25 protein-coding genes are annotated in these 25,129 nt (G+C 44.2%); 7 read left to right on the top strand and 18 right to left on the bottom strand.

Going from position 1 to position 25,129, the window contains the following annotated elements; genetic code table 11:
- Nucleotides 1–81: 81 nt before the first annotated feature.
- The 9 genes from HW45_RS07695 to HW45_RS07655 form a co-directional block, all read right to left on the bottom strand.
- Nucleotides 82–1,470 (bottom strand): O-antigen ligase family protein, encoded by a 1,389-nt coding sequence (locus tag HW45_RS07695; protein ID WP_038225989.1) that lies wholly within the window; start codon nucleotides 1,468–1,470, stop codon nucleotides 82–84.
- Between the two features lie 60 nt (nucleotides 1,471–1,530).
- The gene (locus tag HW45_RS07690; protein ID WP_152559645.1) at nucleotides 1,531–2,667 is read right to left on the bottom strand and encodes a glycosyltransferase; all 1,137 of its coding nucleotides are present in this window, start codon (nucleotides 2,665–2,667) and stop codon (nucleotides 1,531–1,533) included.
- Between the two features lie 200 nt (nucleotides 2,668–2,867).
- Complete coding sequence (locus tag HW45_RS07685; protein ID WP_038225987.1) at nucleotides 2,868–3,929, bottom strand: glycosyltransferase family 4 protein; 1,062 nt, start codon at nucleotides 3,927–3,929, stop codon at nucleotides 2,868–2,870.
- A complete protein-coding gene (locus tag HW45_RS07680; protein ID WP_038225985.1) occupies nucleotides 3,919–5,406 on the bottom strand; it encodes a sigma-54-dependent transcriptional regulator in 1,488 nt (495 codons plus the stop codon). The genes HW45_RS07685 and HW45_RS07680 overlap by 11 nt, the downstream gene beginning before the upstream one ends.
- Before the next feature lie 113 nt (nucleotides 5,407–5,519).
- Nucleotides 5,520–6,236 (bottom strand): CpsD/CapB family tyrosine-protein kinase, encoded by a 717-nt coding sequence (locus tag HW45_RS07675; protein WP_038225983.1) that lies wholly within the window; start codon nucleotides 6,234–6,236, stop codon nucleotides 5,520–5,522.
- Entirely contained in the window at nucleotides 6,236–8,338 is a 2,103-nt protein-coding gene (locus HW45_RS07670; protein WP_038225981.1) for an SLBB domain-containing protein, read from the bottom strand. Before HW45_RS07670 ends, HW45_RS07675 begins: the two co-directional genes overlap by 1 nt.
- Complete coding sequence (locus HW45_RS07665) at nucleotides 8,338–9,165, bottom strand: OmpA family protein (RefSeq protein WP_051867863.1); 828 nt, start codon at nucleotides 9,163–9,165, stop codon at nucleotides 8,338–8,340. Before HW45_RS07665 ends, HW45_RS07670 begins: the two co-directional genes overlap by 1 nt.
- 43 nt (nucleotides 9,166–9,208) lie before the next feature.
- A complete protein-coding gene (locus tag HW45_RS07660; RefSeq protein ID WP_006074409.1) occupies nucleotides 9,209–9,541 on the bottom strand; it encodes an STAS domain-containing protein in 333 nt (110 codons plus the stop codon).
- Nucleotides 9,542–9,710: 169 nt separating this feature from the next.
- Nucleotides 9,711–11,927 carry a YgiQ family radical SAM protein gene (locus HW45_RS07655; protein WP_038225979.1) on the bottom strand — a complete coding sequence of 739 codons (2,217 nt, stop codon included), beginning with the start codon at nucleotides 11,925–11,927 and terminating at the stop codon, nucleotides 9,711–9,713.
- A gap of 152 nt (nucleotides 11,928–12,079) precedes the next feature.
- Between HW45_RS07655 and HW45_RS07650 the strand changes: the two genes are divergently transcribed.
- The gene (locus tag HW45_RS07650) at nucleotides 12,080–12,763 is read left to right on the top strand and encodes a hypothetical protein (RefSeq protein ID WP_038225976.1); all 684 of its coding nucleotides are present in this window, start codon (nucleotides 12,080–12,082) and stop codon (nucleotides 12,761–12,763) included.
- A 77-nt stretch (nucleotides 12,764–12,840) separates the two neighbouring features.
- Nucleotides 12,841–13,041 carry a DUF4250 domain-containing protein gene (locus tag HW45_RS07645; RefSeq protein WP_006074412.1) on the top strand — a complete coding sequence of 67 codons (201 nt, stop codon included), beginning with the start codon at nucleotides 12,841–12,843 and terminating at the stop codon, nucleotides 13,039–13,041.
- A gap of 81 nt (nucleotides 13,042–13,122) precedes the next feature.
- Here HW45_RS07645 and HW45_RS07640 read toward each other — a convergent pair whose 3' ends face one another.
- The 4 genes from HW45_RS07640 to HW45_RS07625 form a co-directional block, all read right to left on the bottom strand.
- Nucleotides 13,123–13,611 carry a YchJ family metal-binding protein gene (locus HW45_RS07640; RefSeq protein ID WP_038225973.1) on the bottom strand — a complete coding sequence of 163 codons (489 nt, stop codon included), beginning with the start codon at nucleotides 13,609–13,611 and terminating at the stop codon, nucleotides 13,123–13,125.
- Between the two features lie 12 nt (nucleotides 13,612–13,623).
- Complete coding sequence (locus tag HW45_RS07635; RefSeq protein WP_038226070.1) at nucleotides 13,624–14,856, bottom strand: EAL and HDOD domain-containing protein; 1,233 nt, start codon at nucleotides 14,854–14,856, stop codon at nucleotides 13,624–13,626.
- A gap of 98 nt (nucleotides 14,857–14,954) precedes the next feature.
- Entirely contained in the window at nucleotides 14,955–15,680 is a 726-nt protein-coding gene (gene lpxH / locus HW45_RS07630; protein ID WP_038225971.1) for a UDP-2,3-diacylglucosamine diphosphatase, read from the bottom strand.
- Nucleotides 15,681–15,717: 37 nt separating this feature from the next.
- The gene (locus HW45_RS07625; protein ID WP_006074416.1) at nucleotides 15,718–16,212 is read right to left on the bottom strand and encodes a peptidylprolyl isomerase; all 495 of its coding nucleotides are present in this window, start codon (nucleotides 16,210–16,212) and stop codon (nucleotides 15,718–15,720) included.
- 240 nt (nucleotides 16,213–16,452) lie between these two features.
- Here HW45_RS07625 and cysS point away from each other — a divergent pair, with 240 nt between their 5' ends.
- A complete protein-coding gene (gene cysS, locus HW45_RS07620; RefSeq protein ID WP_038225968.1) occupies nucleotides 16,453–17,835 on the top strand; it encodes a cysteine--tRNA ligase in 1,383 nt (460 codons plus the stop codon).
- Nucleotides 17,836–17,894: 59 nt separating this feature from the next.
- A complete protein-coding gene (locus tag HW45_RS07615) occupies nucleotides 17,895–18,473 on the top strand; it encodes a thymidine kinase (protein WP_006075116.1) in 579 nt (192 codons plus the stop codon).
- A gap of 66 nt (nucleotides 18,474–18,539) precedes the next feature.
- Here HW45_RS07615 and HW45_RS07610 read toward each other — a convergent pair whose 3' ends face one another.
- Together HW45_RS07610 and HW45_RS07605 are read right to left on the bottom strand one after the other, a co-directional pair.
- Entirely contained in the window at nucleotides 18,540–19,382 is an 843-nt protein-coding gene (locus HW45_RS07610; protein WP_038225965.1) for an NAD-dependent epimerase/dehydratase family protein, read from the bottom strand.
- Between the two features lies 1 nt (nucleotide 19,383).
- Nucleotides 19,384–20,268 (bottom strand): LysR family transcriptional regulator, encoded by an 885-nt coding sequence (locus tag HW45_RS07605; RefSeq protein ID WP_038225963.1) that lies wholly within the window; start codon nucleotides 20,266–20,268, stop codon nucleotides 19,384–19,386.
- Nucleotides 20,269–20,365: 97 nt separating this feature from the next.
- On the opposite strand from HW45_RS07605, the gene HW45_RS07600 reads away from it, so the two are divergent.
- Complete coding sequence (locus HW45_RS07600; protein ID WP_038225960.1) at nucleotides 20,366–20,782, top strand: PACE efflux transporter; 417 nt, start codon at nucleotides 20,366–20,368, stop codon at nucleotides 20,780–20,782.
- Between the two features lie 61 nt (nucleotides 20,783–20,843).
- Here the strand turns inward: HW45_RS07600 and HW45_RS07595 are convergent, their stop codons facing one another.
- On the bottom strand, nucleotides 20,844–21,077 hold the full coding sequence (locus tag HW45_RS07595) for a TIGR02647 family protein (RefSeq protein WP_038225957.1): 234 nt from the start codon (nucleotides 21,075–21,077) through the stop codon (nucleotides 20,844–20,846).
- Between the two features lie 269 nt (nucleotides 21,078–21,346).
- Here HW45_RS07595 and HW45_RS07590 point away from each other — a divergent pair, with 269 nt between their 5' ends.
- The gene (locus HW45_RS07590) at nucleotides 21,347–22,531 is read left to right on the top strand and encodes a hypothetical protein (protein ID WP_038225954.1); all 1,185 of its coding nucleotides are present in this window, start codon (nucleotides 21,347–21,349) and stop codon (nucleotides 22,529–22,531) included.
- Nucleotides 22,532–22,820: 289 nt separating this feature from the next.
- The gene (focA, locus tag HW45_RS07585) at nucleotides 22,821–23,663 is read left to right on the top strand and encodes a formate transporter FocA (RefSeq protein WP_038225951.1); all 843 of its coding nucleotides are present in this window, start codon (nucleotides 22,821–22,823) and stop codon (nucleotides 23,661–23,663) included.
- 61 nt (nucleotides 23,664–23,724) lie between these two features.
- On the opposite strand, the gene HW45_RS29550 is transcribed toward focA, so the two are convergent.
- Nucleotides 23,725–23,874 carry a hypothetical protein gene (locus tag HW45_RS29550; RefSeq protein ID WP_160171208.1) on the bottom strand — a complete coding sequence of 50 codons (150 nt, stop codon included), beginning with the start codon at nucleotides 23,872–23,874 and terminating at the stop codon, nucleotides 23,725–23,727.
- 255 nt (nucleotides 23,875–24,129) lie between these two features.
- Nucleotides 24,130–24,924: an ABC transporter permease gene (locus HW45_RS07580; protein WP_038225949.1), complete on the bottom strand. Its 795-nt coding sequence runs from the start codon at nucleotides 24,922–24,924 to the stop codon at nucleotides 24,130–24,132.
- Between the last annotated feature and the right edge of the window lie 205 nt (nucleotides 24,925–25,129).

Raw genomic sequence — 25,129 nt, 5'->3', positions numbered from 1 at the left:
GAGTCATGGGTACTAGTATGCTAGAAGGAGTATCAAGAATTGCGCCAATAATTATTGTTATATTAATCATAGGGTTGTCGACTATTTATGTTCTGGCTTTTCGCACTTCTCAAATTGCGAAGCAATTTGTGACACTGCGATGGTCAGCGATGCGAGAATATAAATTGGCCATACGAAGCCTTGAGTGAGAAAAGTACCTGATACGAAGGTGCCTATAAGGCCACTGTATACCGCCAATGACATTGAACGCAGATAGGGTGGGATATCCGCTCTACCATCTATGAAAGTGAGTGTTTGCCTAGCACATTTCAAAAGCTGATAAATGAAAAGTAAGAACACAATAAGCCCAATAAAGCCAGTCTCGGCTAACACACCAAACCAAGTACTGTGAACAGCATGGTTTAATCCATCCCAATGAGGGCTGTAGAAAAAATAGTTATAGTAAAAGTTATCCAGTCCAACACCCAAGACAGGATTATCTAGTGCCATTTTATAGGCAGCTTCCCACGCATAGATCCTGCCCATGGCAGATTCATCAATGCCTTCTTCCGCAGCCCCTCCAGAGGCTCGACCAGAGATATCCGCTAATGAGTAGAGCGCAAGAGCGCCGATCACACCTAAAAAAACGAATAGAGTTTTTGATGGAATAATACGCCACGCGTAGAAACCAAGCACCGCTAGTGACCCTAACAACCCTCCTCGGCTTTTAGTTGCGACAATAGCAAAAAACAGAACTGCAGAAGTAAGGAGCGATAGGACTCGAAATGACCACCCGATTCCTTTCGTCGTCATAGTGGCGACAGTGAACGCAAGGGGAAATAGCAGCACTAAGGCAAGATCATTTGGATCGCCAAGCATTGAGCCGAAACTTCGACCAATAGTGACCCTTGAGCCTTCGACCAAACCAATACCATTTGCGGAGTTATAAAGGGCAACACAACCTACAACAAGCCCTGAGATAACAATCAGAAATGAAAAACGTGATAGCTCCTTAGGAGAGGTAATCAGCCATGACACGGCTAATGTCATGATCATTATTTTGACGTAAGTACCACTAAACATCGCGATGGCAACGCTTCTATTCGCTGCAAATACAGCTCCTACAATGACAATCCCCCAAAAGATAAACAGCCATCGGTAAACCGGATGCCAATAAAGCTGTATTTTCCCACTAATTAAAGTATGCCAGAGTAACGCGGACAGAGCAGCTGCTGAGAGCATCAACGGGATTTTCAATGGATAGAGTGCGGGAAAAACTTCATGAATTCGGAAAAAAGAAAATACGATAAATAGTGTTACCAACCAAAAGGTCTGACTCAAAACAACCAATATAGCGATTGGTATTAGTCCGATAGCTAGACCAACGATAGGATGGGGTATCAATCCCCATATAAGGCCTACCAGAGCGCACAATGTAACACTGAGTAGTGCATGTTTAGAGTGTTCAGAAGAAGGAAAGGCGCTACTCATTGCCATACCTTTCTTATAACGATATCTCGTCTATTCCAATTGGAACTGTACGAATCGACGCTAGTCATGACTTAGCTCCAACTCAAGAATGGAGTTACATGTAGCGAGTACGTAAGTAGTGATTGGGCGATAACTAGTCTCAGCATCGTAACACTGAGCTACCTTCATCGCTTCGACGGCAATCGCATCCCTTGAGAAGGGGTCTTTGTAACAATGGTGGAGAGCTTTTGCGAGAGAACAGGGTTCATTGCCATTATACTTCATGCAGCTGTAACCATCTGACAACACTCGTCCCCAATATCCACTGTCCCTTGGAATAATAGGGCACATGCCCGCTGCCATCGCTTCTAAAATTAAAAGGTTAGCCGACTCATCAGTTGCAGTTGAGACAAAAATACTACATTGCTGTCTTATTTCATCAATATTTTGGCAGTCCTGATACCAATGCAGTCCCTTAATCGGGCGAGGGATAGAAGTGCTTTTATCAGTCGATTTCAATAAAGATTGAGAGATGTAACAGATGTCTCCGTCAATAGGCCGAGGAACTTGTGATACCGCAGTTAACAGGTGCTCGATATGATCTTGGTTAAGGTCTCCCGCCCAGAATATTCTCGAGTCTGCGGTTTTTCTTACTGTTGGCCAATCGGAGATTGTGATACCACATTGGAAGCTTTGCCAGTTTTCTTCTTTCAATGTGTTGCTTCGTTGTAATAGATGTTTGTTTAAGTCTTCAGTACCAGATAGGTAAAAAACTCTCGTGGCTTTTGTTAGACACCATAGGTTTGTGGCAGAGTCATAGAGTTTTGAATAAACCAAGTGAACGAGCGCGTAGCCCAAACACACTCTCAACCAGTAGACTGGGAGGGCCATTTGAGGCTGAGAAAACGATAGCATCATATGCACTTTTGGGAGTGTTGTTAACAAGTAGAGACAGTAACAAAGGTGGCAGAAGCTTTTGAGCCAATCAGTAATTGATAATCGCTTTTTAGAGTCAATTGGGAAAGGGAGTGAGTATATCTGTAACGGGACTTCATAGTCTTTCAGTTGTGTCCAATGATCGGCTTTTGCCGTTAAGACGCTTATCTGTACACCTTCGCTACCGAGCTGACGCAGCAAAGAGTGCAACGCTAAAGTATCGCTGTTTTTCGTGGAATAAGAGTCGAAGACTACAATATGTTTTTGGCATTGTTTGGTCATATCTAAGGCCTGATAAGGATGAGTAGCTATCACGAGGGATAGCCCTTGAATTTGCATAATAGATATGACTAGAGCAAGTAAGGTGCCACGTTGGTAACTCTATATATTACAGATGGTTAAGAATAAAATTCGCTAGTGTGGTTGGACTTGATAATGAGATTCTCAATATAGGAATCACAATGACAGCTCAATGATAAGCGTTACTGGGTTACAGTATCGGCAAAACCATAAATAGACAGTACTTGCGGAATGATGACTTTGGTGGAGTAGTTCTGTTCTATCGTCTTTTGCGCATTCAGCTTTACTTGGGCTTTTTCGGCGGGGGAGAGTGAAAACCAGTGCTTTAGTACGTCATACATCTCCTGGTTACTGCCTACGATCCATCCATTGATACCCGAGTCTATCATGCTAGGCAGTTCGCCCAGTTTAAAGCTAATAAGTGGAATGCCACGAGACATCGCCTCTAACGCCGCCATGGGCAGCCCTTCATATTTCGAGGTGATAAGTAATACATCGATGTTAGGCCATACGGGGGCCATCTCCTTTTGGTGGCCATGGAAAGTGACGTTGGGTGAGCTGTATTGTTTTAACTCTCGCTCCATATCACCAGAGCCATAAACATGGAAGGCATTGCGAGGAAACCGATTAGCGATATCTAGAAAGGTGTCTGGGCCTTTTTCTGGACTTAATCGCCCTACGAATGCTACGTTTTGATTTGTGGATTCAAGAAACTTAGTTTGTGGGACAAAGTTATTGACCAGTACACTAGAATAAGGAACTTTCCCTTGGATCGCGCGACTTACACAAATCCGCTTATGGCTGACTATGGCACTGACGCGATCTACAGCGTCGTACCAGCGAACTTTTCCGATCGGTGTTTCACCAGCATGAAAAGTCGATACTATGTTAATTGCAGATGTCGCGCCGCAAAGGCGAGATAAGCGAAGTAGTATGTTCGCTTTATAGCCATGTGCATGAATAACAGTGGGTTTTTGGTTTTGCGAAGCCGCTTTGTCAATGGCTTTGTTTAGCCTCAGCCAAATAGAGTGCTGCGGATAGTCGACATCCAATATAGTGGTATCAATATTAGCGGTTTGAAGCTGCGCAATGAGTGGCGGCGTAGGTTTATGCGACGTTAAAAATACAACTTTTACGTTTTGCTTAAAGGCAATCAAGCCTTTTGCTAGCTCAAGGACGTGCGTTTCTATACCGCCAAAAGTACTACTGTCTAACAGTAGCCAAACCCGCTTGCTACGAGGCACTGTCTTCTGCCTCCCAAGCTTGTTTTTTTCGGTAGACAGTGGATGGGCTTAATTCTAGAAGCACGGCCGCATTGAGCACATTGCCATCACAAAAATCGATAGCCTGCTGTATGGTTTCTCGCTCAACCTGCCACATAGGACGAATGTTAGGTGTTCTAGGCTCAGTATCGCGGTCAGGCTGAGGTTGTACGGAGGCCATTTGGACTGTCTCTACCATATTGTGGTCAACGGTGTTTTCCGGCGTTGGATGTTGTACCACGGAGAGCAGACTTTGCGGGGTGCTAGGACGAACAACTGTTGCTGGTCTTGTTTGGACCATTTCGGCGGGTAGATGATTAACGCCCAAAGATTTGTCATCGTTAAGAACCACAATGTTACGTATTACGTTTTGCAACTGTCGAACGTTCCCGGGCCAATCATATCGTCTGAGGTAACGCTGTGCTTCTTTGGAAATGGATTCAAAACGGCGCTTATCTTGCTTCGCGTAGCCTTTCAAGAAGTGTTCTGCCAGAGTGACGATGTCATGCTCTCGCTCACGCAGTGGCGGCATATGAACAGGAACTACATGCACGCGATAATAAAGATCTTCACGGAAGCGACCTTCTTTTACTTCAGCTAATGGGTCACGGTTCGTCGCGCAAATAATGCGAACATCTACTTTTTGCTCTTTGGTCGCACCTAGTGGTGTAAACGTGCCAGTTTGCAAAAAGCGCAGAAGTTTCTTCTGCATTTCTAAATCCATTTCGCACAATTCGTCCAAGAACAAAGTACCGCCGTGAGCAAGTGACGCCGCACCTTTACGATCCGTTGTCGCCCCTGTAAATGCCCCCTTGACGTGTCCAAAAACTTCGCTTTCCATTAAATCTTTAGGAATAGCACCACAGTTTATGGCGATAAAAGGCTGCTCTCGACGTTCGCTTTCGTTGTGAATGGCGTTGGCGCAGACCTCTTTACCTGTGCCGCTTTCACCAATAATAAACACACTGGCGTTAGTATCCGCTACAGCGTCGATTATTTTGTAAACGCCTTGCATGGGAATACTGGCACCAATGAAATCATGAAATCGTTCACGTTCCATCTGCTGTTGAATATCATCGAGCATAGTTTCCAATTGAACTTGCTTTAGATGAATGTTGACGGAGGTTTTTAAGCGGTCTGCTCGAATTGGCTTTTCAAGGAAGTCTTTCGCGCCTTTTTGAATAAGCTTCACGGCCGTATCTACACTGCCGTGTGCGGTAGCGACAATAACCGGAATCTGTAGGTTTTTTTCTTCCATCCATTCAAGGATCTCGTCCCCCTGCATATCGGGCAATTGCAGATCTAGGATTATCAATGAAGGCAAGGTTCGCTCTAACAGACGCTTTGCTTCCGCGCCGGTAGCTACATGCAATAATTCGTAGGGCTCGTTCTGCAAAAACTGTTTGTAAAGTACTGCGAGTGAAGAAGAGTCTTCAATAAGGAGCACTTTTGGTGTCATATCTACTGTCCTTGTTTAATATCACTGCTGATTAAAGGATAGTACAAATAACGACGATTTTTAGTAAATGAATACCTAACGCGCTGAATATAAAGAATTTGCGTAAAAGAAGGCTAAATAGGTAACGACAAGAATCGATTGGCGATAACTTTTTGTTTAGCCCATGATGTTATTTGGGAGGGTAACCAGCCCAGACGATCAATTTCGCGGCAAATCTCATTTGCTAGTGAAGGCTGATCCCGATAGTTAAGCACGGTTCCCAACAAGTGAGTGTGGGTACCTTCTTGTAATGCTTGCACTGCATCGGCGACTTGGTTGGCGAGCGTGACCCCGCTTAGAACAACCAAATAAGTACCATCGCATGCGTTAGCGACGCAGTGTGCAGGAATGTTGTTTTGATTGACGTTTAGAATGGGTGAAGTATCAATGACCACTCGATCGTATTGAGTTAGCCACTCTGCAACTTGTTGCCTTAAGTTGGTTGGGTCTTTATACAACAACCGGGTTCGTGGATCGCTAGGTGCGGATACCCCAAGAAACACTTTTGGGGAGTGCTTATCTTGCACCCAATGACTGCTCTGCGGAGTTAGTTCTGATGAAAGAGGGGGAACATCAGGCAGTTCTATGCTCATTAGACTAGGGTGGTAAAGGTTTAGATCGACTAACAGTGTTTTATGACCAGCAAGAAGGTAGCGCTCAGTCAAAGCTTGCGCTACCGAAGAGGTACCCTCTTGGCTGTTGCAGGCCGTAATACTGATTGAACGACATTGCTTCAGCTCTGCATTGAGATAAAGTTCTTCAATTTCAGCATGAGTCGCGGGAATAGACATTATAGCGCTCCTATTACGGCGATCGTCGAGACGATCCTGAAGATGTCGGTTAAGCCCAGTCGAGCTTGTTCTGCGAAGCTATTACGACGGTCTGGGATATAAATAGTATCGCCTGCCCGAATCACGGGTAACATTTTTATATCGGCAGTTTTACTGAACTCTACCAGATCGAAAGTTCTTGCTTGGCCTTGGCAGCAGGACATGTTGACGACACTGATTTTCTCCACATACGCCCTATCACTCGGCCCCCCAGCTTCGGCCAAGACATCGAGGATAGTCATGTTGTCGTTAAAAACGTATCTACCAGGGTTATTAACTGCGCCCAAAATGCGAATCGTTTCCTCTTTGGGGGTATCTAGCCAATTACGATTTTTCTCAGGGACGTAGATGGTATCGCCACGTTTGACCAATGGAATAATGGACTCATCGCCAGTTTCGAAGTAAAGCGATAGATTGAGCTTACTGACTCTGGAGTAAGGTTTGTCGCGATGAGTAACCCGAATATTGTGGATATCCGCGTCTCTTGTAGGACCATCAGCTGCTGAGAGGATATCGAGAAAATGCATGTCATCAGTAAATCTGTAGCGCCCTGGCGCGTTTACCTGTCCAAAAACGTAAATAGAAGCATCGGAGCTTTGTCTTACCCACTGAGCTTTGTTATCCGATGGATCTTGTGGTAAATCATGAACACGGACAATAGCGCCTGCTGAAATGTAAGGCAGCTCTGATTGAGGCGCGCCTCGTTTTATGAAGGCATCAAGATCAAATACCACCATTTTATTGCCGTTAGCGACTTCGATTTTTGAGGTGTCAGCGCGACCGCTTGGGCCTCCAACATGTGCCAGTAAGTCCATCAGATCCATTTCGTCTGACCACTCAATTCGACCAGGACGAACCACTTCACCGATAACGTTGACTGCCCGGTCTGGGGATACTTTAAGCCACGATTTCTCGTTGATATCGGTTTTCTCTGGTACAAAGATAGCATCGCCAGGCTCTATTTTTGGTGCTTGGCTGCCTTTTAGGCCTTCGGTGTACGCCGTCATATCAAAAGGGACTACTCGGCCATCGGATTTTATTACGCGAATCTGTCTAGACTCTGCAAATCGTGTTGGGCCTCCGGCATTGGCAAGGATATCCATAAAGGTCGCGCCTTTTTTGCCCTCAAAAGCACCGGGAGCGGCTACTTCACCCATGACATACACAGTATTAGAACCAGATTTAATTTCCTCTTCTTGTTTGGGTACAAAAATCGTCGCTCCGGCTTGTAGAGGAGGTAACAAGGAAACATCACCGCTGTCTAAATAGCGTTTTAGGTTGAATAGTGTAGGGGTGTTATTGCTGATTACTCTAATTTGTTCCACGCTCGCATAGCGCGTAACACCACCGGCTCGCATCAATACATCAACTAGGTCGCTATTCGATTTATAGGAGAAAGAGCCGGGTGCATTCACTTCTCCAAATACTTTAATGGCTTGGCGTGAGTCTGCACTATCACCAGAATCAGCAAGTTTAGCCGGATCGAACTCTTGTTCAATATTACCGACTAAAGGGGAGGCTGGGACAAATAAGGTGTCCAAAGATTGCAGTGCGGGAAGGTTTTTGTCATCACCGGTGTCAAGGAAGCGCTTATAGTCGAATTCCTGTCTATCTGCGCCACGCTTTAACAACATTTTGTTTAACTGGGCTCCGGAGCGCAGTCCGCCAGCGGCGTGCAGTGCCATTTGGACATTTGAGTTGTAGGGAAGCGTATATTCTCCGGGAGAGGCAACATAGCCCTGCACTGAAATCAGTATTTGCCGTTCTGATACATAGACTTGGACGTTTGAGGTGTCACGAAAAACTTTATCAAGCGCTCCCTTAACTGCCGTGGTGAGCTGTTCTTCGTTATAGCCTGCAACGAATACAGGGCCAACTTCTGGTAGTGTAATTCGACCGCGTTTATCAACCTGAAATCCCCTATTTAAGCTTGATTCGCCAGGCAAATCGACTTGAATGAGGTCTCCGACTTGTACCTGTTTCTCGTTAGCTAGGGAAAGTGGTGCAAACAAGGCGAAGAGAACGGTTACGCATAGTAGCACTATTACTTTAGCTTGGTTCATCACAACGCTCCTTGAGTGGCATTGCTATTTTTATCCGCGATGACTTCAATGCTGACTCTTCGGTTGGTGAGTCGAACTCCTGGGCTGTCCCCCTGATAGAGAGGCAGTTCTTCACCAAGTGAGTGTGTTTCGATACGTCCAGGTGCTAGGCCAAATATAGTTAGGTAACGCTTGACTTGCTGGGCACGCCCTTTCGCAATCTTTTCATTGTATTCGGTTCCACCCGTAGCGTCGGCATGTCCGGTGACAGAGAGACGAATGGTGGGATGTTGTTTAAGGATGTTTGCTGCTTCCGCTAGATGACCCATGTATTTGGGATTGACTTCAATAGAGTTATAAGCGAACTGGTTATCGACATTTAGAAGATGATAGATACGCTTAACCACTTGCATTAAATCATCAAAGTCCTTGCCCTTGAGAGGGGGGGCACATGTTGCTTCATTCAATACGTAGTCAAGACGCAGCTCCAAATCATTGAGCTTTTTACGTTGGATGACGATGTCGTTAGCCGCGTCAATCCACAGGCCGCCCTCTAATTCTCTTGCGATACGATTTTGTTTTTCTTGAGCCTGAAGAACGGCAGCGGGGAAGCACCATTGTGCCCCTTCTTCAATCAGAGAATCTAGGTGCAGTGCGGCTAACTTCCAGTCGAATCTCAAACCATGCTCTGGTCCTAACGGTTCATCTGGCATTACTGGTGAAAAATCAGAACCTGCATAGTTCTCGGCAATACCACCTGTTCCCTCATCGGGGTAGCTTGTACAAGCTAAAAGGAGATATGCCGAGAGACAGGTAATGCATAGCTTTACACCCGTTTTTACATCCATGTAGTTACCACCTATTTTGCCAACAAATTAGTATAATTATGTGTTACAGGTATTCGTTACTCGCATGCGTGTTCACAGGAATTGCTTGGCCAATTCGAAGCAACTGTATGATTTGTAGCGGTTGTCCCGTTACGTTCTCTAAACGCATTTTGCGTTCGCGTTCAACTAGACGCTTATATAGATAAACAATAGCACCGATGCCTGAAGAATCCATAAAGCGGACTTGACTTAGGTCAACCTCTATCTCTTGGTGCCAGTCATTATGGATAATGTCATCGATTTGAGGCTGTGCTTCACGGCTTCCTCGAGCATCAAAATCACCATAAAGTTCTAATTTCAAAGTGTGGTTGTTGGTTTCTGCTCTTAGTAGTTCCATCTTGCTGTCCTTATCAAGGGGGATAGTGTTTTAAGTATCAGAGCATGGACTGTGCCAAACCTATAAATTTCGATAATTCATGGGCTTATTAGTATGTCCAAGGGCTTATCGCAAAATAAAAAAAAGCGCTTCTCAAATTGAGAGGCGCTTTTCTATATTGGCGTTAGGCTTAACGAGGTCGTCGTTTAGGGCTCCTGGTTGGTTTTCCATTGCCAGATGGTTGCCCTGGTTTGCTCTTAGGTTTCGGACGTTTACCTGAATTCCTTTGGCCGTCAGTTCTGATATCTGGTTGACCTTTAGTATGTTTGGTCGCAAATCTGTTTGCACCGTGTCGACCTGACTTTCTTCGTTGGGCTGGCGTCTTAGCGTCTAGATCTTCTGCAGGGACTAAGCAGCCCGGTTTGTCACCAATCAAGTACTGTTTACCCATGCTCGTTAATGCTTCTCGGATCAACGGCCAGTTTGCTGGGTCATGATAACGTAGCAACGCTTTATGCAGTCGACGTTGACGATCGCCTTTGGCTACAGGTACATCCTCACGTTTTTTGTACTTCACACGCTTGAGTGGATTGGTCTCTGAGTAATACATTGATGTGGCATTACACATAGGCGATGGATAGAAGTTCTGAACCTGATCACATTCGTAGTTGTTCTTTTTCAACCACAACGCGAGGTTCAACATATCTTCATCTTCAGTGCCTGGATGCGCAGAGATGAAGTAAGGGATGAGGTATTGTTTTTTACCAGCCTCTTCACTGTACTTTTGGAACATCTCCTTGAAGCGGTCGTAAGTTCCCATACCCGGTTTCATCATTAAGTCGAGCGGATTCTTCTCGGTATGCTCAGGAGCAATCTTCAAATAACCACCAACGTGATGCGTAACAAGTTCTTTCACATATTCCGGTGATTCTATTGCCAAGTCGTAGCGAACACCCGATGCAATCATCACCTTTTTGACCCCTTTCACTTTGCGAGCTGCACGATAAAGGTCAATAGTGTGTTTGTGGTCAGTATTGAGCTTGTTACAGATGCCTGGGAAGACGCAAGAAGGACGACGACAGTTAGCTTCTGCTTTTGGATCTGAACAGCCAAGACGATACATATTAGCTGTTGGACCACCCAGATCAGAAATAGTACCCGTGAAGCCCGGAACTTTATCGCGAATCTCTTCAAGTTCGTTAAGAATTGAGTCCTGCGAACGGTTTTGAATAATGCGGCCTTCGTGCTCTGTAATCGAACAGAATGAGCAGCCACCAAAACAGCCACGCATGATGTTCACAGAAGTCTTGATCATGTCATAGGCAGGGATCTTGGCCTTACCGTACATAGGATGTGGTACACGTGCATAAGGTAGACCGAATACGTAATCCATCTCTTCGGTAGACAGTGGGATTGGGGCTTGGTTTACCCATAGCTCACGATTACCGTGCTTTTGAATCAGAGCACGACCTGAATAAGGGTTTGTTTCCAGGTGCATGACGCGACTAGCGTGCGCGTACAAAATGCGGTCGTTGTTAAGCTTCTCGTACGGTGGTAGTCTCACTGCCGTTGTTTTTGCATCGTGACGAGAAGGGCGAATCGTAATCGGCTTAGCTTCTGGCTCTTTCTTTTGTGTATCGCAATTTGACTCTACTTCGTACGGGTTTTGAGGCACGAACGCTTTCCCCGGTTTTTCAATGCGAGAAGAATCAATAATCGTATAGTTTTCTGGTTCTGCTGGAAGGTTAACAGCCGTCCCGCGGATATTGGTCATGTTGCTAACAGCTTCTCCATCAGCAAGACGGTGTGCGACCTCAACTAAGGCACGCTCGGCATTACCAAACAGCAAAATATCCGCTTTAGCATCAAATAACACAGAGCGGCGCACTTTATCAGACCAATAGTCATAGTGCGCAATTCGGCGTAAACTTGCTTCGATACCACCCAAGACAATGGGGGTCTCTTTATAAGCTTCACGACAACGCTGTGAATAAACAAGTGTTGCACGATCGGGTCTTTTCCCGCCTTCGTTGTTCGGCGTGTATGCGTCATCATGGCGTAGCTTACGATCGGCAGTATAGCGGTTTATCATCGAGTCCATGTTACCCGCTGTAATACCGAAAAACAGATTCGGTTGACCAAGCTTCATGAAGTCGTTTTTATTGCTCCAATCTGGTTGGGCAATAATGCCGACACGAAAGCCTTGCGCTTCTAATAAGCGTCCGATGATCGCCATGCCAAAACTAGGGTGATCGACGTAGGCATCACCAGTGACAATGATGATGTCGCAGCTGTCCCAACCAAGGGCATCCATTTCTTTTCTGCTAGTGGGCAGAAAACGAGCCACACCGAAGCACTCGGCCCAGTATTTTTTATGCTCATGGATTGGGGAAACGTCGTTGTACATATTTTAACCTCTAGTTTTGGAGGCGGGCATTATATACCCCTACGTTGATGACTTCAAAGCCCAAAGAAATTGTGGTTTTTCAATGTGAATAGCATTCGACGGTTACCTGATATATTATCAGCGCCATCAATTACCATTTTGAATGTCAAACCATGATTACCGCTGTTTTAACCCTTCTAGCGCCTGCTTTAACGGTAGCTCTGCTTATCCTGACCCTAATACTGGCAAAAGGTGATATTTGCCCTGGTCAACGCGGGCGTATCCACAAGTTGTTTCCAGCTATCGGAATTTTGTGGTTAGCAATCGCATCATTAAAAGTTGAGGCGTTTCTTGTGGTATTCGCGGTGTTTTACTTCTATTCCCAAGTTAAAACTGGCAAAACGCGAGAGAAAGGCCCTTTTTGGGTAGTGCATTTAGCCAATGGTTTCAGTATTGCGTTTGCGGGTATCATTGTTGCTCAACAGCCAAATTTAGCTCAGTCTCTTTCTCTAGTCTGTTCTGGCCTACTGCTAGGTACGGCTTTTGCTCACCTGCTGTTGACTATCGCGAGAACGCGCTTACAGGCGTTTCATCGTATTTTGCCTGTCTCTGGGGTGATCTTTTCAATGCTTCTTGCAGTGAGCTTTGTCGTAAATGCTTACCAGTGGGAACCAGAAATCGTAACTCAATACACCTCTGCTGTGGTCAGTTCATTGGTGATGCTGGTGGTTGGAATAGTTATCTGGAGCTGGCACATCATTCGTCATAGCACACCAACCAAAGGTCAATTGACGATCGCTTTTCTGAGTTTAATGGTTACTAACGTCGGGTTGTTACAACTCTATTGGCTGGCGTAATCTGCCACTTAGGTCACTTTCTATTTTACTAAATCAAGCTAGTCTTTAAAGGCTAGCTTTTTTTATGGAGTACGATTATGGATTTAAGTAACGTGAGCCGTTTTGATAGCATTATCTTGTTGGGCATCGTTAATGAAAAGCTTCGCTTGGAATGTGACTCGTTCGAAGAGCTTGTTAGCATGTACGAAATGGATGTAGAAGGGGTTGTTGGTAAACTAGATATGCTGGGTTATCAATATGATCCGTTAACCAATCAGTTTAAAGCGTATGAGCGCTAACTCCAGTCCAGCGGGCAGTCGTGGCGAATCCAATGTATAAAACAAGGGAAAGTGAGTCGATTCACTCTCCCTTGTGATCCTCTATCCGCAGCACTTTTTGTATTTCTTGCCGCTGCCACACACGCATGGATCGTTTCTGCCGACCTTGAGCGCTTGTGTGGTGAGTGGGCGAGGCGGAATAGAGTCGTCTAACTCGCCATCGATGTAATACCATTGTTCGTCTTCAAAAAGGAAGCGAGATCGTTCGGCAAGACAATATTCAAAGCCGTCCTCTTCAAGATAAGCTTCAAAAGACACGAAACCTTCATGTTCATTCGTTCCGCTCTCAGTACCAGTAACCTTGAGCTTGGTCCAATTGCTATTAATTGAATCAGCGATTGAGCTGCGTTCGGCTTCGGCATCGCAGCTAGGGTGATAGGTGGCGACAACAAAGTCGACATTTTTCGTCTTATGAGCACTAAACCTAGCGCGCATAAGCTGTTCAGGCTTGTTGGCCTTGCGAACGTCTTGGTGTATTGGTAGGCAGCACGACTCAAACGGTGCATCGTTACCGCAATAGCATGATGTCATAAAAAATCCAAGTTAAGCGTGGGTGTGGTATTCCGTTTCGATAGCTAATAGATCTTCAGTCCATTTGATGGCTTCATCGTAATATTTAGCTAACATCTCGTCATTGAGAGCAAGTTTATCTCGGCAGGCAATCACCGTTGTCCAATCTGCCGCTTCATAAGCCTTCACCAAGGTTAAGATGTTACCAAGTGTGCCTTGTTTGGTCACAAGGGCACTTTTAACCAGGTTATCGATTGGCATCTTTTGAACCAACTCTTCTAGAGGTTGATCGAATAACGAATCAAGCAACGAGAACATGCCAGTCAGAAAGCCCAATCCATCATCTAAGTTGGTGTTCATATCACTAAGCAATAATTCACAAAAGCGGGCACGCTGAATCGATAAGCTATATAAGCTGTCAGGCTTATCGTCTTGTGTTGAAGTGATCGCGACTAACGAAATGAACTTTCTCAGGCGATCTTCGCCGAGATAGACCAGAGCTTGTTTAAATGACTTTATCTCTGCTCGTATCAGATAAGAGGCGTTGACAAATGTGAGTAGTTTATATGAGAGCGTGACATCTAGAGAGATGAGTCGCTCAAGCTCATCATAATTGATACTCGGGTTTGAAATCTCTTTACAAAGCTGAACTACAGTCAAGAAGGAAGGTTTGATCTGTTTTCTTCTTATCAGCTGAGGGCGGCTAAAAAAGTAGCCTTGAAACTGGGTGAAACCAACTTGCTTAGCGAGCTCAAACTCTTCATAGGTTTCTACCTTTTCCGCAAGAAACACGATGTTTTGATCCTTGAGGCGCTCGATCAAAGTTTCAGCTTTCGACAAAGAGTATTGGCGAATGTCGATCTTGATAATCGAAGTGTACGGTAAGAATGGCAGCCATTCTTTACGTGGTACAAAGTCATCAAGTGCAATGGTATAGCCTGCTTTTGACATCTTCTTTATCGCGGCGAGGAGTTCCGCAGTGGGCTCACAACTTTCTAAGATTTCGATCACCAAGTTATCTTTAGGGAACAAGGTCGGGACCAAATTCACTAAACTCTGGTAGGGGAAGTTAACAAAACCTAGCTTATCACCAATAGTACTGTAGTGAGTTGCAAGGAAATGCTCAGAAAGCAGACGGTTTGTCGCCAACTCTGGATCGATATCTGGAAAGGTATTGTTCGGCCCGTCTCTAAATAGCAACTCATAGCCAACGGTCTTCTGTTCGCTATTCAAAATGGGTTGCCGAGCAATGTAGGAGTATTTCAAATTTTGCATCGTGATCTCAAAAACGTTGGGCTATCTTAACGTTTTATTGCAGTCCTTGACTAATTATATGTCGAATTTTCTGCGGTTTGGCTCATGCTTTAAGCAAAACGGCGTACTTCTAAGTGTTGCGACTCCGGCGTACAAACCAAAACAGATCCTTGTTGGTACCAGTCACCAAGTACGATGCGTGTGTAAGGCTTATTCTCAACCTCGAATTGGTGAACATTAGGTCGGTGTGTGTGACCGTGAATCATCAAGTCGGTTCCGCATTGTTTCATCAGTGTTTCCACTTCTGATTGAGTAACATCCATGATATCGAGCGATTTTTGCGCTTTCACATCACGAATATCGCCTTGGATTTTATTTACAATATGCTGCCTTGTAAAGAATGGAAGCCGATTAAATATCCACTGTAACCAAGGCATATGAACCTTGGCTCGGAATGCTTGATACTTGTGATCTTCGGTACATAATGTATCGCCGTGAAGGATAACGGTTTTACGACCATAAAGATCAATCACACTATGTTCATCGAGTAGTTTTATCCCTGTTTCTTTGCAAAAACGTTTGTTAAGCAAAAAATCACGATTTCCTTGGATGAAATAGCAGGCGACACCCGATTGAGTGAGAGTTTTGAATTCGGCTTTGATCGCTTGCGCAAAATCTGAGGGGTCATCATCGCCAATCCAAAATTCAAACAGATCGCCCAACACATAGAGTGCTTCTGCGTGAACCGCTTCTTCGCGCATAAACTTAACGAAACAATCCGTTATTTGGGGCTGAGAGGGAGAAAGGTGAAGGTCGGAAATAAATAGTGTAGTCATAGTTGAATTAGGGAGGACATTGCCCTCCCTTGAACGATTATTCGTGAATCGTGGTACCAGTGATGATGACTTCTTCTAGCGGTACGTCTTGGTGCATACCCATAGAACCAGTACTCACGCCTTTGATTTTGTTTACGATGTCCATGCCTTCAACTACTTCACCGAATACACAGTAACCCCAACCATCTAGACTTTCTGAACGGAAGTCTAAGAAGGTGTTGTCATTTACGTTGATGAAGAATTGAGAACTTGCAGAATGTGGTTCCATTGTACGAGCCATTGCTAAAGTGCCGACTTTGTTGCTCAGGCCATTGTTAGCTTCGTTTTTAATTGGCGCGCGAGTTGCCTTTTCTTTAAGGCCAGACGTCATGCCGCCACCTTGAATCATGAAACCATCGATAACACGGTGAAATAGTGTGTTGTCGTAAAAACCATCGCGGCAGTACTGAGCAAAGTTAGCACTCGTTTCTGGTGCTTTTTCTTCATTTAGCTGAATTTTAACGTCGCCGAAATTAGTATGAAGGGTGATCATGATGAATACCTATTCTGTGTTTTTATGTTAGAGACAACGATTCTAGCCTAACTGTTGTCACAAGCAAACGTCGAAATCCGGTTATCTGGCATTATTGAGGGCGTTTTTATGCTGACTCGATTGGAGATAGCTCATTCTGCACGCAAAATGCAAGATTTATTCGCTTAATGACTCCATTATGACAAGGATTATGGTTATAATCGCCGTTACTTTTTAAACGTAATAATCCAGATAGAGATCATGTTAAAAATATACAACACACTGACGAGACAAAAAGAGGAATTCAAACCTATCCATGCAGGCAAAGTCGGCATGTATGTCTGTGGGGTCACTATTTACGATCTCTGTCATATCGGTCATGGTCGTACTTTTGTATCTTTCGATGTGGTTTCACGTTACCTTCGCTATGTTGGCTACGATTTGAAATTCGTGCGTAACATCACTGATATTGATGACAAAATTATCAAACGTGCTAACGAAAATGGTGAGTCGTGCGAATCGTTGACTGAACGCCTTATTGGTGAAATGCACGCGGACTTTGATGCGCTAAATATGAAGCGTCCAGATGTAGAGCCTCGTGCTACTGAATTCATTGCGGAAATCATTGAGCTAGTTGAAAAACTGATCGAACGTGGCTTTGCCTACGTTGCCGATAACGGTGACGTTATGTTTGAAGTATCGAAGTTCGATGAATACGGTAAGCTTTCAAAGCAAGATCTTGACCAACTTCAAGCAGGTGCTCGTGTTGATGTTGAGAGCGCTAAGCGCAGTCCACTGGATTTCGTACTTTGGAAGATGTCTAAGCCAGGTGAGCCTACTTGGGAATCGCCATGGGGACCAGGACGTCCTGGTTGGCATATTGAATGCTCGGCAATGAACTCATCGATTCTAGGTAATCATTTTGACATTCATGGTGGTGGTTCAGACCTTCAATTCCCACACCACGAGAATGAAATTGCTCAATCTTGCTGCGCACACGACACACAATACGTGAACACTTGGATGCACAGCGGCATGGTGATGGTTGATAAAGAGAAAATGTCTAAGTCTCTTGGCAACTTCTTTACGATTCGCGATGTGTTGGATCATTACGATCCAGAAACGGTTCGCTATTTCTTAATGTCAGGTCACTACCGTAGTCAACTGAACTACAGTGAAGACAACCTAAACCAAGCTCGTTCAGCACTTGAGCGTCTATACACTTCACTTCGTGGTTTGGATTTAGATGCAGAACCAACGGGTGGAGAAGAGTATGTGACTCGCTTTACCGCAGCTATGAACGATGACTTCAACACACCTGAAGCGTACTCAGTGCTATTTGATATGGCACGTGAAATCAACCGTCTGAAAACGGTGGATTTGGGTCAGGCGAGCCAACTTGGTGCGCTAATGCGTGAACTGGCTGATGTTATCGGTATTCTTCATCAGGATCCGGAAGCTTTCTTGAAAGGTGATGCAGGCGATAACGATGAAGTGGCTGAAATTGAAGCTTTGATTAAGCTGCGTAATGACTCTCGTGCATCGAAAGATTGGGCGAATGCAGATATGGCACGCGACAAACTGACGGAAATGGGCATTGTTCTAGAAGATGGCCCTGAAGGCACGACGTGGCGTCGTAAGTAATTTCTCGTAGCCCTTGCATGCAAGGGCTTCTTTTTAAGTTTTGAATTTGGTGTAACACTTTGGCTCAGATGTACTTCTATTACTCGGCAATGAATGCGGGTAAGTCGACAACTCTTCTTCAGTCTTCTTTCAATTACCAAGAACGAGGAATGAATCCTCTAATCTTCACTGCCGCACTTGATGATCGCTATGGCATTGGTAAGGTTAGCTCACGTATTGGGCTTCAGTCCGAAGCGCAGCTTTTCCAGCCAGACTCCAATTTGTTTGATGAGATCGCAACGCTGAATGCTGAGACCAAACGACACTGTATCCTTATTGATGAATGTCAGTTCTTGTCAAAGGAACAGGTTTATCAACTCACAGAAGTGGTTGATAAGCTGAACATTCCAGTCCTTTGCTACGGTTTGAGGACAGACTTCTTGGGTGAGTTATTTGAAGGCAGTAAACACCTACTGGCGTGGGCGGATAAATTGGTCGAGCTAAAGACAATTTGCCACTGTGGTCGTAAAGCTAATATGGTAATCCGAACCGATGAAGACGGTAAAGCTATCGCAGAAGGTGACCAAGTAGCGATTGGTGGTAATGATAAATATGTCTCAGTTTGCCGTCAGCATTATAAAGAAGCGCTGGGCAAGTAAGCCACATAATGAAAGTAAAAAAGGAAGCATAATGCTTCCTTTTTTAGTAGTGGACTATTCAGTAATCTACAGCGCATCAAGCGTATGATGGTATTTGAAGTGATAACCCAGACCTTGCAGTTTTTCACTAGAGATGGTTTTGTCTGGCTCTGAGTTCACTAAATTCAACGAGGTATCTAAACCTACCGAACGCAAGGCAGCACGATAAAAGGTCACTTTGTCGCAGGTCTCTGGTGTGGTGGCGTTTACCACGCTCGCATCCACATGTTCTAAACAAAAAATAATCGCACCAACAGCGTCGTCAAGGTGCAGCATATTGGCGGATGCTTGATCACTCACAGTCTTGAGTTTCGAGGCAAATCGAGATGGATGACGATTTGGACCAAACAAACCACTGCAACGCACGATGACATAATCTAAAGTCGAGTTTCTAACGTGTTCTTCTGCAGTGAGCATAATAATAGACTTAGCGCTAAAGTCTTCTCTGCCTTTTGCTATCGGTAGTCTAGCCATATCTTCAGTCATGATTTCGGCTCGCTCTGGATAAACAGAACTAGAGCTAATCATGATGATCTTTTCAACACCAATTCGTTTTGCCACTTGAACAAGCTGCGCCCATTGAGAAGCGTAAAGCGCACCGCCTCCTTGCCTAAAGCCTGGAGGAAAGCAGCCAATAATCACATTTATCTGCTTCTTGATGAGTTGATCTGTTAGTGTCAGCTCCTCTTCTTCTGAACGGATAGCATTCAAATCCAAACAGAGACTATCCAAACCCGCTTGGGTGATTTCAGCCACGCCTTCAACGCTGGTTCTTGTTGCTATAACCTTGTAGCCTCGGCTTTGTAGAGCATGGGCCAGCGGCAGGCCAAGCCAACCAGCTCCTACGACGAGTATTTGCTTTTCTGTCATGTTACACATCCTCGAAACGGTGTCGAAGTAATTCCCGCAGTCGCTTATGACCGGCATCTTTACTCTTACTTGAGTGTTGGATTAAATCGATGTTAGTGATTGCGGATATCTTTTCAAATTCTATCGGAACCTGTACTAACTTACCTTGAGCAAGCGCTTCTTTTGCCATATAGGAAGGAGCATAGGTCCATCCAAATCCTGCAAGACACCATTCCATAATCATAGCGTAGCTATCGGAGTACCAAACATCGGGACTGAGCACTTGATGAAAGCTACTCTTTTGAGAACTTCTCGAGCTGACGACAAGCTGTCGGTGCAAACTCAACATTTCAAGATGGGGGGTGACAGTTTTAGCGAGCGGGTGCTCTGAAGACACAAAAATGTCGAACTCGAAATCACCAACATGTTCAAAGTCTAATGAGAAGGGGATAACGTGTTCACCATAGACTAAACCGGAGGTTGCTCTACCTGATTGAACCATTTCTATAATATCGACACTGGAGGCAAGCAAGCATTCCAATTGCAGAGAGGGAAACTCTTCCGAGAGCGTCTTGAGTATTGGAGTGATTCTTTCCAGTGGAATACCTTCATCTACTGCTAAAACGATAGGTTGTATCTCATCATGTCCTAATGTATCGACTAAATCTGCAAGACGTTGATGTTGGGTGATGGCAGCGCGAGCATAGGGAAGTAGTTTATGACCTGCCTCGGTAAGAACTGGATAACGACCGCTTCGGTCAAAGACATCAACACCACAATCGATCTCAAGATTCATGATGTTTTGACTAACAGCAGATTGAACCTTGCCGAGCTTGCGTGCGGCAGCAGAAAAAGAACCGGTTTCAACTGTGGTAATAAATGCTTCTAATTGTTCGATGCTAAACATATCAGGTTTCCTGATGTTATCTCGTTTCCGTCTTTCTAAAGCATAACGGATAATAGCTTTATTGGTAAACGATGTTTCAAATTAACAAGGTAACTTAATGAATAATAAAGAAAGAATATTTCATGCCATTCTATTTGAGGCGTTAGCATTAGCTATCATAATTCCTATTGCATCTATAGCTACAGGTAGTAAATCAACGCAACTAATGATTGTAGGTGTTGGCATGAGTTTGTTCACCGTAGTATGGAACTATTTCTATAATGTGTTGTTTGATAGATATATTCCGGGTGAGAGAAGTAAGCGTTCCATGCTTGTGCGTATCGGTCATGCAATAGGATTTGAAGCAGGATTGATCGTGATGACCATACCGGCCATCGCTTGGTTCTTACAGGTTTCATTACTGACAGCTTTGATTATTGAAGCAGGTTTTCTTGTATTCTTTTTCTTCTATACGACGGGGTTTAATTGGGTGTATGACAGATGGCAGCCCTATCGTCGTCTTTTTTTAGCTTAAGAGGTAGGAGTTAATTACAGCGGCAATGAGATGCCGCTGCTAGAGACATATCACGTTAGTGCTAAGACGTTAAGACACGAAGGACTCTGTCTGCGTGCTCCGCCACTTCAATTCCCTCGTCCGTAAGGTAGCCACCGTCAGGTAGGGTACAAAGTCCTTTATCGAATAATCGTTGGACTGCTTCTTGCATCTCTTTGCTTGCATCGTGATGGACCTTGATACCTGTTGCCGCACTGCTTAAGTCAAATTGCAATAACAGGTTCATTTCAGAAAGATGCGCTGGAGTGAATTTCATAGATTTGCCTCTTGGTTGAGATTCTCCACTCAACATAGTGGGGATTGAACGAGTTGACAATCACACAGTTAATAAAGTGTTAGCTTGCGCCGCCTTCTAAAGGAAAACGGTAAATTTTTGTTATTAAGTGGATGAAATATAATCACTTAGGGCTCTATGTGATGTATTTTAGTGAGTAATTTGAATATAGTTCGTAGGTTATGGCCTGTCGATTTGATAGGACGGTTTTTCTTGGTTCATATGATGAAATCAAGTTATTAGGAGAGTAGATGTCTACACGCAATTTGGCTGTTGTATTAATGTGTGTTTTGGGCGTTGCATCGTGCGCGAGTACCCCAACGGCTAATGAATCCCATGCCAACTTGACGCCGGAAGAGGTTCGTCAAACAAGAAGTAGGGTATTTAGTGAGATTTCAGACACCTATGCTGAATGGTCGAAGAAATTGGAAGGCGCGGATGCGCTTCGAATTTATGCTCCAGAAAACTACCGCGATATGATGTCATCTTGGAAAAGTGCGCATGATCTATTCATAGAAATGCGTAAGGACCCGACGCAAGTTGACGCGAAGCATTCCGTCTTTTCTAGTGAGACGTATGCGGTTGGTTTCCGAGACCGCATTAATTCTGTGGAGTATAACTATAAAGCAATTCAAGGACTCAAAAAGCAAGCGGATGTCTTGCTCGCACCAGCGATGAGTCAAATGGCCTATCTTAATAAAATAGAAGCTGGCAAATATTTCAGACATGCGATGAACAACATAAATCGTGATTATCAGCGCCTGTTTGAGTATTTAGTCGTATCTGAAACTGAGCACGCTGAAAGCTATCAAGATACATTCCTGAATAACGCTGTGGCACTTGAAGTTCGCGTTATTGATGCCATGTATGTCAAGCCATTGGAGCAGCGACTGGCAGATCTAAGTCGGCTAAAATACAATACATTGGCACCGGTGAGCTATGGCTATGTAGAGCAGGGGACCGCTGAGTTGGCGAAGTATGTTGCTAAGTCACCGCGAAGTTTTTCTGAGATAGAACATCAAGTCAATCAGATCAACTTTCAGTTCCGACGTCTCGAGGCGGTTGTCGCTGAAGTAAACAAGTTGATTAATATCGAGAAATCTCAATTTGAACCTATGGTGCTAGAGGCTGAATCACGTTTGCACAAGATATCTTCGGTGGCAAAGGGTAACGATTATCGAGATCAATCTCTTACGGCACAGTCTGAACGTATTGCTCATGATGTTGAACAATTGAGGAAAGCGGATCGTTCTGAAGCGCTACAGAAAGAAAATCAACTACTGAAACAGCAAATAGCTCTGTTACAAGAGCAAAATACCGAAGGACATTCAGTTGATACTCAGGTAGCACTAGATCGAGCAGAGCAGAATCAGGCAGAAATTGAAGCTTTGAAGAAATTGGTTTCTGCACTTCAAGACAAATCAGACAAATCTTAACGGCTTGTTTTAAAGTCTCATATCTTTCTAATCAACGCCGCGTCATGCGGCGTTTTTTTATCAGTTACCTTTATTACCGAGATCCAAGTTCAACATTTTCAATAGTGAAATATAAACACTTATTTTTGAAAACCAGCGAGTGATCCTTGTCACATAAACCTTAGTGCAGATTCATTTACCACCTGTCAAGAAAAACGCAATTAAAGTGCTAAATAGATCTTGCTTTATCCATTGATTGGAGCGATTATCCGCGCCCAGTTGACATGTAACCAAATATGTATAGAGCAAAATGGAAATGAATCAGTTTGATGCCTTACTGCCACCACAAATGGCAGAACGTGCGGCCGAGGCCGGTGTAGGTAAAGCAACAAAAGACCCAATGAAGTCTTTTCTTTTGGCGATTACTGCAGGTCTGCACATAGGTATCGCATTTATATTTTATACAACCATTACAACGGGTGCTGGTGATCTCCCTTGGGGTATCACTCGCTTTCTTGGTGGACTGGCGTTCAGTTTAGGTTTAGTACTGGTCATTATCACTGGTGGAGAACTCTTTACCAGTTCGGTACTGACGTTAGTTGCTCGTGCCAGTGGCAAGATTACATGGCGTTCACTGTTCAAAAACTGGTTCGTTGTTTATTTCGGCAATATGCTAGGGGCGCTACTTCTTGTTGGAATCATGCTTACAGCAAAACAATATATGTTTGATGCAGGGCAGGTGGGACTGAACACCATGCATATCGCTCAGCACAAACTGCATCATGGTTTCTGGCAAGCGGTTGCACTTGGTATTATGTGTAACGTACTAGTGTGCGTAGCTGTCTGGATGACATTCAGTGGTAGAACCTTAACTGACAAAATCATTGTGATGGTTTTGCCAGTGGCGATGTTTGTTTCTGCGGGCTTTGAACACTGTATTGCGAACTTATTTCAAGTACCAATGGCGATCGGCATTAAGAACTTTGCGTCGCCAGAGTTTTGGCAAATGATTGGCGCAAATCCTACCGACTTTGCAGACCTGAATGTTGTTACCTTTGTTGTGAACAACTTGATTCCGGTAACGCTTGGCAACATTATCGGCGGTGGTGTTTTCGTCGGTATGCTTTACTGGTTGATCTACTTAAGAGATTAAATAACGGATTTTTTGTAGAAAAGCGCCTTTTGGCGCTTTTTTTATGTTGGTCTCATTGAATTTAAGATATAGGTATTCTTGTGGCGGCGCTGTTGCCTTCCACGGAAAAGGGAATGTCAGCCATTATATCTCTGAGCTCTTCCGGTTCGTGAATGAGCCAGTTTTTAGCCTCGTTATCTATACCGTCTTCAAAATCCATGTTATTCGGCATGGGTTCCTTCCTCTCTCGATAATACGAACTGCGTTAAGTCACCTCCCATGTGTGTCTCCATTAAGGAGTGACTGTTTAGAACACAAAATAACCAGAAGGTATGACAATAAGATGAAGAAATCTGATCCAGTATGATCAGCACACCATATGTAGTAGTGAGAACCAATAATTATACTAAACTCAATAGCTTGGTTATCCACATAAGTTGTGGATAACTTGGTTTAAATTTGGTGAGTAACAATGAAAGTTGCAGATCTATTGAGGATCAACAAATCGAATTTTCGGTTTGCCGGCTTCGTTGAAACTTCGGCGTACGACTAAGTTAAGGCTGATGGTTATTGAGATCGTCATCATTACAAAAATCGCAATCATAATGACAAGCTGATATTTGATTGCTATCAGTGGACTAGCGCCGCCTAAAATTTGACCAGTCATCATGCCAGGGAGAGAGACTAACCCGGTCGTCGCCATAGTCGCTAAGATGGGAGCTAAGGACTTCTGGAGTGCGACCTTAATAAAAGGCAGGGTCGCTAGAGGAATCGGTGCTCCTAACGCGATAGAGGCCTCATACTCGCTCCATCGGCTCTCTAGAGAGCCAAAAAAGTTTTGTAACGCGACGATATTACCACTTAGGCTGTTTCCTAACAGCATACCCGCCAAAGGAATGACGTATTGAGCACTGTAAAATGGTTCTGGTTGAATGATGGCAATGCACAACAAACCGACAATAGGAAATAGACCGACTACTAGACCAATGCTGACGAAGCCCATTAATGGATATTTTGGCAGCTTTGCTTTATTAACGATAGCGTTTGAGCCTACCACTATCATCACCGCTAACCATATAAGATTGATGACTAAGCTATTTAAATAAAACAAGTATTCAAGGTAGAGACCGACTAATGCCAGTTGTACAGTCATTCTCACCAAACCGACAATGGCATCGCGTCCAATGTTGATTTTGTAGTAGCTATTGATAGAAAACGGGATCAGCAGAGTGAGTGAAAACAAGAGTATTTGCCACCAACTTATATCGACGACTTGCTGCATATTGACCCTATTTAGTGGTGTTCGAGAGACTAAATTCTACCGCAAACTGAATGCTTAACCACCTATTTTTAAACGAGATATAGATACATTTCTTTAACAAATATGTGGGTTAGATCTAAAAATCTCACGCCAGAAACTGAATTTTCGAGCTTACTCTAAAGGGTTAAAGTTGCAAATTTGTAAGGTGTTTTACATACTTATAACG

Origin of the sequence: Vibrio sp. ER1A (assembly GCF_000733315.1) — a bacterium.
GTDB classification, from domain to species: Bacteria; Pseudomonadota; Gammaproteobacteria; order Enterobacterales; family Vibrionaceae; genus Vibrio; species Vibrio mediterranei.
This window is presented reverse-complemented; position numbering and strand designations above follow the sequence as displayed.